Source organism: Vibrio sp. 10N.247.311.47 (assembly GCF_041467535.1).
Classification (GTDB): domain Bacteria; phylum Pseudomonadota; class Gammaproteobacteria; order Enterobacterales; family Vibrionaceae; genus Vibrio; species Vibrio crassostreae_C.
On record NZ_JBFSUR010000004.1, the window covers coordinates 216,053 to 231,109 of the forward strand.

At 45.2% G+C, this 15,057-nt stretch carries 13 protein-coding genes and 1 pseudogene; 12 read left to right on the top strand and 2 right to left on the bottom strand.

The genetic code is table 11. The features are described 5' to 3' along the window. Positions 1-8: 8 nt before the first annotated feature. The 12 genes and pseudogenes from AB6E51_RS04650 to AB6E51_RS04705 all read left to right on the top strand — a co-directional run bounded on the left by AB6E51_RS04650 (position 9) and on the right by AB6E51_RS04705 (position 12,506). Positions 9-971, top strand: coding sequence for a DUF58 domain-containing protein (locus AB6E51_RS04650; RefSeq protein WP_372058245.1), 963 nt, complete (start codon positions 9-11; stop codon positions 969-971). Beyond that, entirely contained in the window at positions 972-1,514 is a 543-nt protein-coding gene (locus AB6E51_RS04655) for a DUF4381 domain-containing protein (RefSeq protein ID WP_108208755.1), read from the top strand. Beyond that, the gene (locus AB6E51_RS04660; protein ID WP_372058244.1) at positions 1,507-2,586 is read left to right on the top strand and encodes a VWA domain-containing protein; all 1,080 of its coding nucleotides are present in this window, start codon (positions 1,507-1,509) and stop codon (positions 2,584-2,586) included. Before AB6E51_RS04655 ends, AB6E51_RS04660 begins: the two co-directional genes overlap by 8 nt. Beyond that, positions 2,579-4,303, top strand: a complete 1,725-nt coding sequence (locus tag AB6E51_RS04665; protein ID WP_229648128.1) for a VWA domain-containing protein — start codon at positions 2,579-2,581, stop codon at positions 4,301-4,303. The genes AB6E51_RS04660 and AB6E51_RS04665 overlap by 8 nt, the downstream gene beginning before the upstream one ends. Continuing rightward, entirely contained in the window at positions 4,300-5,694 is a 1,395-nt protein-coding gene (locus tag AB6E51_RS04670; RefSeq protein WP_372058243.1) for a BatD family protein, read from the top strand. The genes AB6E51_RS04665 and AB6E51_RS04670 overlap by 4 nt, the downstream gene beginning before the upstream one ends. Before the next feature lie 78 nt (positions 5,695-5,772). Beyond that, positions 5,773-6,678 carry a LysR family transcriptional regulator gene (locus AB6E51_RS04675; protein ID WP_372058242.1) on the top strand — a complete coding sequence of 302 codons (906 nt, stop codon included), beginning with the start codon at positions 5,773-5,775 and terminating at the stop codon, positions 6,676-6,678. Positions 6,679-6,697: 19 nt separating this feature from the next. Then, entirely contained in the window at positions 6,698-7,438 is a 741-nt protein-coding gene (gene yegS, locus AB6E51_RS04680; RefSeq protein WP_108111935.1) for a lipid kinase YegS, read from the top strand. After that, positions 7,339-8,298, top strand: a pseudogene (gene tnpC, locus AB6E51_RS04685) (IS66 family transposase); the annotation flags it as partial. The gene yegS and the pseudogene tnpC, both read left to right, overlap by 100 nt. A 377-nt stretch (positions 8,299-8,675) precedes the next feature. Then, positions 8,676-8,960 carry a hypothetical protein gene (locus AB6E51_RS04690; protein ID WP_372058241.1) on the top strand — a complete coding sequence of 95 codons (285 nt, stop codon included), beginning with the start codon at positions 8,676-8,678 and terminating at the stop codon, positions 8,958-8,960. A 44-nt stretch (positions 8,961-9,004) separates the two neighbouring features. Beyond that, the gene (locus tag AB6E51_RS04695; protein WP_372058240.1) at positions 9,005-9,433 is read left to right on the top strand and encodes a carboxylesterase family protein; all 429 of its coding nucleotides are present in this window, start codon (positions 9,005-9,007) and stop codon (positions 9,431-9,433) included. Between the two features lie 320 nt (positions 9,434-9,753). Next, positions 9,754-11,430, top strand: a complete 1,677-nt coding sequence (locus AB6E51_RS04700) for an amidohydrolase family protein (RefSeq protein ID WP_017062008.1) — start codon at positions 9,754-9,756, stop codon at positions 11,428-11,430. A gap of 92 nt (positions 11,431-11,522) precedes the next feature. Further along, entirely contained in the window at positions 11,523-12,506 is a 984-nt protein-coding gene (locus AB6E51_RS04705) for a GTP-binding protein (protein ID WP_108202790.1), read from the top strand. A 312-nt stretch (positions 12,507-12,818) separates the two neighbouring features. Here the strand turns inward: AB6E51_RS04705 and AB6E51_RS04710 are convergent, their stop codons facing one another. Then, positions 12,819-13,994, bottom strand: a complete 1,176-nt coding sequence (locus AB6E51_RS04710) for a threonine/serine exporter family protein (RefSeq protein ID WP_017064690.1) — start codon at positions 13,992-13,994, stop codon at positions 12,819-12,821. A gap of 582 nt (positions 13,995-14,576) precedes the next feature. Continuing rightward, on the bottom strand, positions 14,577-15,057 hold a 481-nt coding region (locus tag AB6E51_RS04715), incomplete at its 5' end, for a transposase (protein WP_372139827.1).

Sequence of the window (15,057 nt, forward strand, 5' to 3'; positions counted from 1 at the left end):
GGGGCGTCATGGCGAAGCCAACACAAGCTCCCAAATCGCAAGGCCTTGATCCACGACTGTATTGTGATTATTCAAGGTTAGTGCGAATTCAGGCTCAAGCTGAGTCGTTTTCACTGTTACCTCATTTAAAAGCGGGCAGCGTACTTTCGGGCAGACATAACTCTTTGTTCCGTGGTCGTGGTTTGAACTTCGAAGAATTACGTCATTACCAATTGGGTGATGATATCCGTAATCTCGATTGGAAAGTTACGATGCGAACGGGTAAGCCTCATGTTCGTAGCTATACCGAAGAGAAAGACCGTAATGTGATGATCTGTGTCGATCAGCGCAGTTCGATGTTCTTTGCGTCTCAAAACACCATGAAATCTGTTGTGGCTGCCGAAGTGGCGGCATTGTGTGGATGGCGAGTGCTGAAAGATGGTGATCGAGTTGGCTTCGTTTTGGCCTCGCACCAAAAACTGTTTCATACCAAAGCTCAACGTTCTCAATCTGATTTGTTGGCTCAGCTAAAACATCTTACCAAGGCTAATCAAAGCTTAGGTGTCAGTGTGAGCGATAGCGAAGGTGTTGGATTTAGCCAGTGGATTGAACTGATAAAACGAATGAGATTAAAGCAATCGACCTTAATCTTTATTAGTGATTGGCGAGATTGCCAAGAGCAACATCTTGACCGACTAAAGCAACTGCAACAACACAACGACATCTTAGCCATTATGGTCACCGATCCATTAGAACAATCATTGCCTAAAGATCTGGCAAGCGCAAACTGGGTGGTGGGTGATGGTCGCTTTCAACTTAATCTGGATAGCCAATCTAAGGTTAACCTCGCAAGTAAAAGCCTTGCCCAAAAAGCGGCACTTCAGAAACTGTCCCTTGCTAAATTGATGGCGATGAAAAACCTCCCTTATATAGAATTAGACACGTCGGGCAATCACATATCACAGCTGCAGAAACTAGTGGGAGGGCGCTAAATGGCTGTTGAACATACGCCTCCAAGTACTTATATCCTTCGCGAACTGCACGATGTAGCGATTCCTGACAGTGTGAGCTGGGCTCCTCAAACGATCGGCTGGAAGATCCTTGGCGTTATTCTGTTATTGGTCGCTATCTATCTGGCTTATCGCTTGGCGTTAAGGTGGTGGAATAACCGTTATCGCAAAGAAGCGCTTCAAGAACTCATGGTACTGGATGCAAGAGACAAGAACTCAACCGAACGAACCTTTAAAGTCCTCAAAGTGGTGCTTCGTTACCTAGACAGCAGTAATGCCAAGTTGTTTGGCCAAGCTTATGTGAACCGTTTGAACGCTTATCTGCCTGTTAGCGCCAACACGAGTGAAAACAGCAATGCGTTCTTTGCCGATGAAGTTTCGGAATTATGGATGCAAAGCCTAATTGACCCTAATGTGCGTTTGAGCTTTGAACAGCGTTTAGAGGTAATTCAAACCGCGATGATGTGGCTAAAACTTCACAAGCCGAATGTACAGGTAACGGTTGAGGGGCAAGACAATGTTTGATGTTTTATCTGCCAGTTTTGAATTTGCGCATCCGCTGTGGTTTTTTGCGCTGCCTTTACCGTTGTTGGTCTACTTTGCGGTGCCAGCTTATCGAACTAAGCAAATGGCGATTAAGGTGCCATTTTTTCGAGAATTGGTAGAAGCGATTGGGGAAGCACCGTCAGAAGGTGCAAGCCAGTTAACTCCAAGCTGGTGGCAACGAACCACGCTCATTATTACTTGGGTATTGGTCGTGTGTGCGTTAGCGAAACCAACCATTCTTGGTGAGCCACAGGTTCGCGAACAATTGGGTCGTGATGTGATGGTGGTGGTCGATTTGTCTGGCTCAATGGCGGAGCAAGATTTCACTTCTAAACAAGGCGATAAAATCTCTCGTTTAGATGCGACCAAAGAGGTGCTGGTTGATTTTGCGAAAACCAGAAAAGGTGACCGACTCGGTTTGATCTTGTTTGGTGATGCAGCGTTTGTACAAACGCCATTTACCGCGGACCAAGATGTATGGCTTGAACTGCTTAATCAAACCGATGTCGCGATGGCAGGGCAAAGTACGCACTTGGGCGATGCAATTGGCTTGGCGATCAAGGTGTTTGAACAAAGTGAAAAGCAAAGTGCTGCCGTTCAAGATTCAAACGTCGACACCAACGAAAAAGAGAAAGTCGTGATCGTATTAACAGACGGTAATGATACAGGAAGTTTTGTTGAGCCTATCGATGCCGCAAAAGTCGCCAAGGCTAAAGGCGTTCGAATTCACGTTATTGCGATGGGCGATCCGCAAACCGTTGGAGAGGTTGCTCTGGATATGGAAACCATCAAGCGTGTCGCTCCAGAGTCAGGTGGCGAAGCCTTTGAAGCACTTAACCGCGACGAACTGACCAAAGCCTATGCTCAGATTGGTGAGCTTGAACCTCAGTTATATGAAAGTACCACTTATCGCCCTAAACAGGGGCTGCACCACTATTTGATGGCGATTGTTGTAGTGATGTATTTGACCGCATTCAGCTTAGCAACGATACGCCGAAGATCGCTGCTCGCTTCTTCTGTTAAGAATTTGAAAGGAGAGAGTGATGCCTGATTCTCTCACTCTGCAACAGGTCTTTACCCAGTTTCATTTTATCCGACCTTTGTGGTTGTTGGCCTTTATTCCGATGTTCTTCCTGCTATGGGTTCGTTGGAGAGAAGAGACCAAACCAACGTGGAAAGACATTCTACCTGCACACTTACGTGATGCATTGACCATTGGCGAAACAGGCTGGCGTAAGCAGCTGCCATTGAAGCTATTGGTGGTGATTGTAACTATCGCCATCATTATCTGTTCTGGCCCAACATGGCAGCGTGAGGCTTCGCCTTTTGGTGAAGACAAAGCGTCGATGTTGGTTGTGCTTGATAACAGTGAATCCATGCTCGCTAAAGACTTACCACCGAGTCGCTTGGAACGATCTAAGCAGAAAATTAGAGACTTATTGGCAGCTCGGAAAGGCGGTAATACGGGCTTAGTGGTTTATGCAGGCAGCGCACACGTCGCGATGCCCGTCACTCAAGACAGCAAGGTATTCGAACCGTTTCTAGCGGCTATCACACCCGATATCATGCCGGTATCAGGTAAGTCAGCAGAAGAAGCACTGCCATTGATTAATCAGCAACTGTCTGGTGAGTTAGGCTCTTCTGTACTGTTGGTATCAGATGGTGTAAACCCAAGCACCATTAGGGCGTACGAGAGTTTCTTTAACGACAATCCGTATCAGTTGCTCATTCTAGCCGCAGGAAATAGCAATGTGGTGAGTGATAATCCAGTCGATCTCGATTCATTGCGTAGCTTAGCGAGCAAGACGGGCGGACGAGTGGTTGAGGTGACCGTTGATGATTCGGATATCCAACAACTGAACAGAGCGGTTGAAAGAAACATGCAGCTCAACGGCGAATCTTCAATGCCTTGGAAAGACATGGGCTATGGACTGCTTATTCCAATGGCTTTCATTATGTTGCTATGGTTCAGAAAAGGCTGGCTGGTGCAGTGGTGTGTCGTTGGTTTGATGATCACAAGCAGCATGTATTCACCAAGCATTTTGGCGAAAACAGTCAACTTAACGGCTGAGAAACCCGTTGTGGTGGAGTCGGTTACGGCTTGGGACAAAACAGCTCAATGGTGGTGGGACTTATGGTTAACGCCCGACCAGCAAGGTCAACGCCTGTTGAATCAGAAAGAATACCTTGAAGCGGCAAAACATTTTACTGACCCAATGAGAAAGGGCGCGGCTTACTACTATGCTCGTGATTTTAAGCTCGCTCACAGCGCATTCCTGCAAACCAAAACTGATCTTGGTTTATACAACGCGGCGAGCGCGTTAGCCAGGCAGCGTGAATACCTTGCCGCACGAGACCTTTTGAAATCATTAAGCGAGAAAGAGGATCTGTCACCAGAACTAAGAACGGATGTGGAGAACAATCTTGCTGTGCTTAGTGGAATTGTCGAAGAGGTAAACCGAACCAGTGAAAGCCAGTCTGGAACCACAGATGGCCCTGAAGAATCTTTAGAACTCGAAGACGATCAGCCGCGAACGGGTGATGGCGCTGAAGAAGAAACGGTAGCGGAATTGATGCTTAAGGAAACACTTAACGCCAATGAAATCTTGGGCAGCCAAGAGCTTGCCGACAAGTGGTTAAAGCGAGTAGAAGCCGATCCTAAGTTCTTCTTGAAATCCAAATTCCAAATTCAGTTAAGAGATCCTGCGCCTTCTATCGAACAGACACCAAAACAGGAACAGGCATCAAAACAGGAGCAAACGCAATGAGTCGATATGATTTAGCTCTTGAATCGATTCAAGTAAAGGTAGGGCGCTCAGAGTCCTTTAAACCAACCAAGACCTTGCTTGTGTCGATGGTTCTATTGATTAGCACTGTTTTCCCTACTTTTGTTTCTGCTGCAGATATCTTCGATCTCCAAAAAAGTGGTGACGTTGAGCTTATCGCTTGGGTAGGGGAAAAGCCAAAGTCAGGCGATAAGATAACGCCGACTAAAGTGAGCGTAAATGAGCAGGTCATTCTGAACATTGAGGTGGCGACACCGCGCTGGTTAACGGGCGGCACTCGAATCGGCAGTATCGAAATCCCTAACGTTATCGCTAAGCAGCGTAACCAACTCGCGACGAACTACACAGAAAGAGTCGGTGGTACTACATGGTCACGTCAGCGTTGGGAAGTGACGCTTTATCCGATGACTTCCGGTGAGTTTGTTATTCCAACCGTACCGGTTCGTATCCAAGTTTCTGCTCCTGATGGTTCAAACGTGGGCGGTACGCTTTACACGCAGCCGATTAAGTTTGAAGCTTCGTTGCCTTCAGGTTTACTCGATAATGAAACGCCTTGGTTTTCTGCGACAGAAGTAGATATAGAGCAGCAATGGCAACGCTCAAGTGAAGAGCTAAAAGTTGGCGATGCTATTACTCGAACTATCACGATTAAGGCAAAAGACAGCTTTTCTGTGTTGCTGCCAGATGTGCTAACCAATAAGTCCACTAAGCAGTTCCAAGCTTACCCACAGCCCAATCGTTTGGATGACACTCAAGAACGTGGTGATTATCGCTCAAGCCGAGTTGAACAGACTGTATATGTGATTCAGCAGGGTGGTGAGTTTACGCTGCCAGAGTTTTCATTTCAGTGGTGGGACAGCAAAAATCAACGCCTTGAAAACGTGGTGATAAAAGGCGAAGTGTTTGAAGCCAAACACACAGTCCAATCTTTCATCAAGGCCTACATGTCGGTGTTTATTAGTGTTGGTTTGGTGTTGTTAGTCTGCATTGCGTTTATTGTTTCGGTTAAGCGTTACTACGCAAACCGCCCAACACTGAGTTGGCTGGTACTACGTCGTTTAGTTAAGCAAGGTAATTGGGCTGCATTAAGAACCTTTATCTACCGTCAATTGCGAAACCAAACCTCTAAGTTAGAACTGAATAAAGTGCAACTGGATAAAGCGCAACATGGTAAATCAAATGGACAAAAGCGTTGGCTAGAAGATAGCGAAGCCCTTCAACAAGGATGTGAAGATAAAAACGTATTCACTCGTTTATGGAAAGGGTTACGTAACTTGCCCAGTGACACATCAAACTCAAGCAATTCTCGTTCAATTGCCGCTCGCTTGAAAATCCCTAAAGCCTTGCCAAACTTAAAAGATAGAACTAAGTAGCAAACTTTAGTTATTCGCATCGAACATAATCGGCAGGTTCTCTACTATGGAGAACCTGTTTCTTTAATATGGAACTGTATGAAAAGTACCGAACTAAATCTAATTCCTATATTTGTCGCTATTTATGAAGAGCAGAACTTATCTAGAGCTGCTAATCGCATGGATATAAGCCAACCAGCAGTGAGTAAAGCACTTGCAAGGTTGAGAGATATCTATGATGAGCCACTGTTTCATCGCACCACATCAGGCGTAGAGCCAACCACATTCGCTATTGATATCTATCCTGCAATGGCCGCTGCACTTAAAAACTTTACTTCTACCTTATCCGCATCAAGAGACTTCGATCCTAAAACCTCAGGCCGCGTGTTTTCCATTGCCTGCGTCTCGGCGGCGAGCTACGAAATGATGCCAAAAGTCATGCGGTTAATCAGCCAAGTCGCACCAGGTATCGCGTTAGAGGTTCATCCTCTGTTTACCGAAGACTATGAGTCTGATTTAAGGCTGCAAAGACACGACGTGATTGTTGATATGACGCCTAAAGGAAGAACCATGCTTAAGCACGAGGTGATTTCTACAGAAGAGCTGGTCGTGGTGTGTAGTAGTGATCATCCTACGGTTGGCGATACCATCGATATGGAACAGTTCTTAGCACTCGAGCATGTGGTGGTCTCTAGGTGGCATGCGCGCAAAAGCTTATTAAGCTCTGAGCACTATAGTGACCTTGAGAAACGTAGAATCGTGTATCGCGCAGCGGGCGTTGTAGAGATGCTTCCTGTTATCGAAGGCTCTGAGTACATCGGAGTAATGCCTATTTCATCAGTGCGTTGTTTTGCTGAAAAGTACGCGGTAAAAACACTACCATTACCCTTCGAGTTGGAAGACCTCGATATGTGTATGATTTGGCATCCAAGCCGTACTAATGAACCAAGCCATAAGTGGTTACGATCTAAGATCAAAGCGGCAGCAAAAGAGTTATCAAGTTAGCCTATACAAGGACATAGCCATGGACAGCATTCGCGTGATTTTAAACGGAAAGAAAGCCAATATCCCGGAATTAAGGCAAGCCATCTTTGCGGCGAGGGACAATGATATTGACCTGCAAGTTAGAGTGACTTGGGAATCGTCGGACATGTTTCGTTTGGTAAGCGAGGCAATATGCGATGGTGTTAAGCGTCTGATTGTTGTCGGTGGCGATGGAACGGTGAATGAAGCCGTTAACGCGCTCAACCAGTTCCGTGCCAGTGAAAGACCACAACTGGCGCTTATCCCAATGGGCACTGCGAATGATTTTGCTACCGCAACGGGAATACCTAACGATATTTCGGGTGCTTTTGAACTAGCGCTGGAAGGCAAGGCGTTTGCGGTGGATAGCGCGCGTGCGAATGACCGCTATTTTATGAATGTCGCTGCGGCGGGTTTTGGTGCTGAAGTCACAGCTGAAACGCCAGTCGAGCTTAAAGATTTTCTCGGTGGCGGTGCGTATACACTAACAGGTGTGGTGAAAGCACTTGGCTTTAAGCCCTACAGTGGCACGTTGCCCATAGACAAAGGCAGCTTTACCGGCGAGATCCTTGTTGGTGCTTTTTGTAATGGTCGCTTAGCGGGTGGAGGACAAGAGTTAGCACCCAATGCATTGATTGATGATCGCTGTTTACCCAGTCGGGTATCGAGCTATCACGCGCCACCATGGCAAGGTGGGTTATCCAAGTCAGTGAGAAGTTCGCCCCGCTGTATGTGGCCTTGAAGGAGAACCTACTTCAACAAGTGGTGGTTCAGGCGGATGAAACGCCGCTCAATGTGCTCAAAGAAGAGAAGCAGTGTTATATGTGGCTTTACTGCTCAGGCGCTGACTCGCCCGAAGCGGCACTGCCGAATGTGAAAAAATCGCCTTGTACGACTATCAAAACAGTCGCGCGAGGGTGTGCCCCGTGGACTTTTTAGGTGACTACAACGGTTATCTACAAACCGATGGCTACACGGCTTATCATGGTCTGCATCACGTCACTAATGTGGGGTGCTTAACGCAAGTTCATGGACGCGAAGAAGCTTCAAGGGGAAGGTAAATCGGGCAAGGCTGATAAAGTGCTGGCTAAACCCCAAAAGCTCTACGGGATAGAATCAAGCTTAAAAGGTGCGCCTGCCGAAGAACGCAAAGCAGAGCGTTAAGCGTATGCCAAGCCGATACTGGATGAGCTTTACCAATGGATGACAACCCAGAAGGTGATAGGCTCTAGCCCACTAGGCAAAGCAATAAAGTACAAGCTCGGGTAATGGCCTAAACTCATTCGTTATATCGACGATGGTCACTTATCTATCGATAATAATCGCGCTGAACGCGCAATTAAACCGCTGGTTATTGGCAGGAAAAATTGGCTATTCTCCAACACACCAAACGGTGCTGATGCGAGCGCGATGCTTTACAGCATCATCGAGACCGCGAAAGCCAACGGTCTTATCCTCTAAGACTACATGGTCAAGTGCATGAAAGAGCTGGCGAAAGCAGAGCCTGATATCGACGCACTTCTACCTTGGACCTCTTCGGGTCAAGTCAAAACAGACCTCAACAATATTGGCTTTGGCCTCGAAACTTACGTTTGGTGCTAACTATGCCATCGGACTCTAATAACATATTTGGGTTCTTTGATGAGTTTGAAGCTTCAGAAGGAGAGTCACAGCAACCCCCTATAGAGCTGTTTCAAGAACCCGTTGAAATTTTATCAACCCTAGATAGTCAGCCAAATAAGGTACAACAAGAAGTCTTTGTGATAAATAAAAAGCGACATCCACTCACGGTAGTGAATATATGTAGGATCACGTCCTGCATAAGCGATTTATTCAAATTTAAAGAGTGAATTAATATCGCACCATAAAGAAAAAATACTTCAAATACTCCAGAAATGAGCATGGCTGAGCATAGGGATTCTCAGGTTTGATGATACCAATATCAGGTCAGATGGCCGAACACATTTATGGGTACAACCATGAATTTAACGCATCGCTCACTCATGGTTATCGCTATCACTGTTGCTCTTTCTGCGTGGGGTAGTGATGAAACCAGCTCTCGTCCTATTAAGCCAGAACCGCTTCAGACATTACCAACAGAGCAGGTTTCAGTACCCATCGGGGACGCGACTCTTTTCGCAAATAGAGAGTCTGTTGTGATCAATACCTTAGCAGGTGACGAGCAACGCGTATCCATTGAAGCGTTTAAAGGAATCACTTACGCCGATCAACAACGTTTTCAGCACAGTCACTCCGTCAATTAGAAGACAATGCTGATAGCGCTATAGATGCGACACAATTTAGCGCCGTGTGCCCACAGCTTAAAATAACCCAGCAAGAGCAATCTGAAGATTGCTTGAATCTTAATATTTGGCGTCCTTCGGAGATCAATGATTCAGAGTCATTACCCGTGTATGTCTTTATTCATGGTGGGGACTTTGAATATGGCGCAGGTTCTGATACCGACATTAACGGTGATACCGTCGTGGCTAAAAGATACCATTCGATATACGGGTGGCGTTGGCGCTGGAAAGGCGAACCTCGATATTTTCAAAGAGTTCAGTATAGGTGCGTCGTACAACAAAACGATTCAATTCGGCACAAAAAACTCGGGAGTCGCTGCGCTTCAGCAGCTCCAGTTTCGAGTGGCAAACACACCATTGATGCTGGGTGTGAAACAGATTATTGGCCAGAGCTCGGTGACCTCTGGGCTGGGTGTTGTCGCGGAATACGATAATGCGATTGATAATCGTTGGACCGTTTCTGCGTTTTATGGCCTGGGTAAAGCGACAGTAGAGGGCAGTCTGTCAGACGATGAAAGTGTCGATGCGTATGGTGCTGGATTTCGCTATCAGATAGCTTGCTGATATGGGTTACACATGGGGGTAGACCTCGCTTTTAGTGACGTTGACAGCGCGTTTTATATAACGGTTGGCAGTGGATTCTAATGATGGAAAGGTGGGTGTTAGTCAATCGATTGATTTTTCTACATGCAGCATAGTTTTCATAGCAATCATGAACTAGTATTTTTTTACAACAAACATAACAGGTATCAATATGAAAAATTACGACCCAAATGAATTGGACGCTACGCAAGTATTACTTGATGGTGTCGATACAGATAAACGTTCGACTTTGACTAAGTTAGCGGTTGGGGCTGCGGCACTGCCTTTTGCCTCTGTTTTACATGCAGCCCCTGAAAAACTGGTTGGCCAAAACATCAAACTGATGCCTAACGAGAAAGGGCCATTTGATATCGTTATCGAAAATGGCCGTGTTGTTGATCCTGAAACTGGACTCGACGCAATTCGTCACGTCGGTATTAAAGGTAAGCGTATTGCTGCAATCTCAGACAAAAAGCTGCAAGGCAAAACAATCATCGATGCTGAAGGTCTCGTGGTTGCACCTGGCTTTATCGATATGCACGCTCACGGACAACAACTTCCTGCTGCCCGTGCTCAAGCATTCGATGGCGTAACCACCGCTCTTGAGATGGAATCTGGTCTATTCCCAATCGGAACGTACTACGATATTACTGCTGCTGAAGGTCGCCCGATTAATTACGGCGCTTCTGTAGCATGGACTTACGCTCGTATTCAAGCAAAAGAACCTACGATGCCTGCTCCTGATGGTACGATTGTTTGGTTCCAGAAAGCTTTTTCTAAAAACAATTGGCAAAATACCCTAGCAACCCCAGATGAATTAAAACAAATTCTGGGCTCGGTTGAGCAAGGTCTTAAAGAGGGGGGCTTAGGCATTGGTATTAACGCGGGTTACGCACCAGGTTATGGCCACAAAGAGTACTATGATCTTGCTAAACTAGCAAAACGCTATGAAGTACCAACCTACACTCACGTTCGTTACCTAAACAGCGCAGAGCCACAATCAAGCTTTGAAGCATACCAAGAACTCATTAGCCTGTCGGCGACAACGGGTGCACACATGCACATTTGTCACCTCAACAGCACGTCAGTACAAGATATCGAAGATTGTGCCGATTTAGTTCAATCCGCCATTGATCAAGGTTTAGCCGTTACTACTGAAGCTTATCCTTATGGTGCTGGCTCTTCCGTTATTGGCGCAGAAGTTTTCCGTGGTGACGATTGGTTACAACGTTGGGGTGTACCAAGCGCTAGCTACATGGAAGCGAATGGTAAAGCACTAAACCAAGAAAAAGTCACTGAACTACAAGCATCAGCGCCCGGTACCGTGGTTGTCATGCACTTCTTAAAACCCGATGAGAACAAAGAAGATCGCGCTAAAATGGACCGTTCAGTATTGTTCCCAGGTGCAGCTATCGCTTCAGATGCAATGCCTTGGATGGATGATAAAGGCGTATTAATTGAAGGTGATGTATGGCCACTTCCAAGCAACGCAATAGCTCACCCTCGCTCACTTGCTTGTTTCTCTCGTTTTATTGAAAAATATGTCGAGGAATACAAAGCGGTAACACTAGTAGAAGCGATGGAAAGAACTAGCTTAAACGCATGTCGTATTCTTGAGGATGCTGTGCCACAAATGGCAAATAAAGGTCGTATTCAAGTAGGTAAAGATGCTGATTTAGCTATTTTCAAACTTGATGAAGTAAAAGCCGTTGCAACATTTGATAAACCAAATGCCCTTTCTACAGGCATGAAATACGTACTTGTAAACGGGACACCTATCATTGAAGCTGGTGAAATGTTGTTAGATTCAAACCCAGGTGAAGCGGTTCGCAACAAAGTTACTGGCTAAGTTATCCTGACTTAAAAGGTTGGGCATTAGCTCAACCTTTTTTATTGCTTACCGAGTAAATATAGACAACGAAAATCGAAAGAGAGCATGCTATGAGCAAGAAGCCTATTCCAGTAACAATTTTAGCCGGATTTTTAGGAGCAGGGAAAACGACCCTACTAAACCATATATTAACCAATGCAAATGGAATGCGCATGGCTGTGATCGTCAATGATTTTGGATCAATCAATGTTGATGCGGAGTTAGTTAAATCTGAAAGTGAAAATATGATCAGCCTAGAGAATGGCTGTATCTGTTGTAACCTTGCAGAAGGACTAGTCGTTTCGGTAATGCGTTTACTCGCATTAGAGGAACGCCCAGACCATATTATTGTTGAAACTTCAGGTATCGCAGAACCCAAAGAAGTGGCACTTCAATTTGAAGATCCGGAACTGCAGGCACACGCACCTTTAAATGCAATCGTGACGACGATCGATGCGGAAAACATTTTAGGGCTAGAAGGCCCAATGGAGACGTTGTCGAAGCAGCAAATTCAAGTGGCTGACATTGTTCTGGTTAATAAAGTTGACCTAGTCGATGCTGATAAACTAGAGCAAGTCAAAGCATGGTGCCGAGTACAAGCTCCGTTTGCTAAATTGATTGATATTTCATTCGGCGAAGTGGATTTACCTATCTTATTTGATGCCCCTGAAAGTACGCGCTTTGTCACTAACAAAATAGCGGGTGATCAAAGGGAATGCCAGCACCATGATTGTCATGATGAGCACTGTCATCACGTGAATCATGATTTCGAAACATTCAGCTTTGAAACTGATCAACCGCTTAATCTACAAAGTTTGTATCCTCTACTGCAACAGTTTTCAATTGATGCTTATCGCATGAAAGGTATTTTAAATTTAACCGATCGTCCTGATCATCGCTGTGTATTTCAGTGCACGGGCCAGCGAGCCAATGTGACGGTTGGAGATGCATGGGAAGATGATGAATCTCGTTCGTCACGGTTAGTCTTCATTGGACCTAAAGGTGGCCTTGATAAAGAGAGTATGCGTAAAAAACTGAACGCACTGGTGGCGTAGTTAGAACGGAAATGGAGTAGATGGCAAGCCTATCAACCTAGCGCTTGCCTATACCTAGCTTACCTCTGCCTACTTTGCATTGACTCATCCTAAGCATCCTTATCTTATTGAATTATTGGCTACTTTCGATTCTATTCGGTTTTTCCAAATCCATATTGCTCATTCCCCTCGCCATCTGAAACAAAATAGTCTTATCGATTTTCGAGACTCTGTTCATCAGTACCTTCTCAGAATCGGTTAACGTCAAAAAGCAGATAAAGACTCAATCGTGGGTTATTGGGGCGTGTTGATCAGCGATTGTTAGCTCGATGGTTAGTCCTCAATGATGGAATCAAAATGACGACTAAATATAGAATAAACCATGATTTGTCCCGCCATAATCGCGCCAAACATCAGCAAGGCGGACAGACCAATATTCGGAATGGGTAAAATGGAGGTCGCAAAGAAGGACTCACTTGCTCCGACAATGATTCGACTACCGGGGACAAGAATGATGATCCCTTGAATAATGTATATGAGTGGTGGAACGTGACGCAATTTTCCCATCCCCAACCCGTAAAGCGTAATGAGTATTGTGCTTACCCATGTACCTACAACCCAATCGGAAGTAAACCAATGTGGCCCCCACATGCCAATTGCCGCGACAGGAAGGCCTAAGAGAATTTCTGTCATACTTGCGTTGAAAATAAGGCCAATAGCGACAGAAATCCCGATCAGTGCGGTGACATGAAGAACGAATGGGATTTCATCAATAAATACCGGTACCGATAATGGTTGATTGATTATGTTGGCTAAGCCTAACCCCATAACAATGCCGATGAATATTTTCATTACTATGAGTGCGCTTTGTGCAAGCAGTTCGATACCTGACCGAAAGTCATTGAGAGCAAGACTGGCTAAGCCGTTGGTGACGGTTAACCCAGGAATAAAAAGGACAATGGAAGAAATGCACAGTGCCAATGTTGGTAAGCCGGGAACCTGTGCCGCTATCATACCGGTTAAAAAACTGGCTACTAAGGCGACAAAGAACTCGACAAGAATGCTTCTTGGCCCAGTCAGGAAAATTTGTGCTAGCCAGGCTATAGCGCCCAGAATAATGGATAAACCGACCGCCAGATAAGTACTGCCAACTAACATTAAATAACATGGCGGAAGCAATAAATTGGCAAAGCACAAGGTACGATTCGAGTAGGTTTCTGAACCTTCGTAATGGGAATGAGTCGAAAACCCTTTAAGCGTTGCGACTAAATCACGTAAGTTAACCGAGGGTGGTTTTTTGTTTTCCATCACGACTTTTTGCGTGGGTTGCTCAAAAATAGTGATGACTTTTGTCGGGGTCACATCAATAGAGACATCAATGTTCTGGCGTTTTGCATAAGCTTGAGTGTATTGAGCTACCGAGTAAGGCGCACAACCAGATTGATGTAATCGGTCCGAAAAGCTCAAAATTTCTTGCTGGCATTGTTCGATATGATTTGTTTGTTTCATTCTGTTTGTTTCTCAATCACCAAGGCGATATATGTTTGAGGGGCATTCTAATTCAATAGTATCCTCATTCAAGCGTAACCAATAGTCGTGTATAGAGGACGGGCCCCTACAAACGAACAAGGCAATGGTTAAAAAGATAGGATTCATTGAATGAGAGGTTATCAGTTTATCGTTGAGGTAAATCAGTCATTGTTGAAGCTGCAACCTCAAAAATAGATCCGCTCACGCAGCTATTTGAAGGCGTAAAACTCCAAATCCATGAGGTGATTGATTTAACTCTGAGGCTTTTAGAAAAGCTCGGTAATGAGTAAAGGAAACTAATATTTAGGAAATGGAAGCCTAAATAAGATTGATGATGAGCGTTAGAATCACAACTAGAATGGAACCGACATAAGCAATTTCAATAATGTTTGAATCAATCCAGTTGCAGTATGCTTGAATTGCTAAACTCAGTTTGTTTTTCATAATGGCCTTTGGAAAATTAACCGAAATCTACTGTAAATAATAGCTTATTATGAGTGAGCTTTGATGACGGTTTCAAAGGTTCCTTAGCGCTAACAGTGTGATTGCGGCGCTCACGTATTAACAATATCGTCCCGTGGGTTCATGGGGCGGATACAGTCGATAAGGTTTAAGAGCAGAAAGTTGGGCTAAAAAAGAGCCGCTTATTTGTGGTTCATCGCGGCTTTCCAAGAAGTAGTCGGTATCTCGATACCCATACCCCATTCGCTTGATTAGCTTTATCTTGTTGTTTATCCCTTCTAGGGTGCAGGTGTTTAGCGGATAACTTGCCGATGCGATAATACCGTGAAGATAAGGACTCAGTTTTCGTGCGAACTCTTTCAATGGCTTAATTCCACTCTCTTGTACTTGTGCCCACCACGCCTCCCAGAGCCCTTTAGCATGTGCTTCTGATTCACAATACCAAAGCTCTTTGAGTTGTGCCCCGAGTATATAAGTGGTCATTAAGTCCTTATTGATATTCAATATTTCTGTAAGATAGCTGTCTTGCCGTGGATTTAAGTTGCCTCTATTTTTCAACAACACCCAGCGTGAGCGCTTG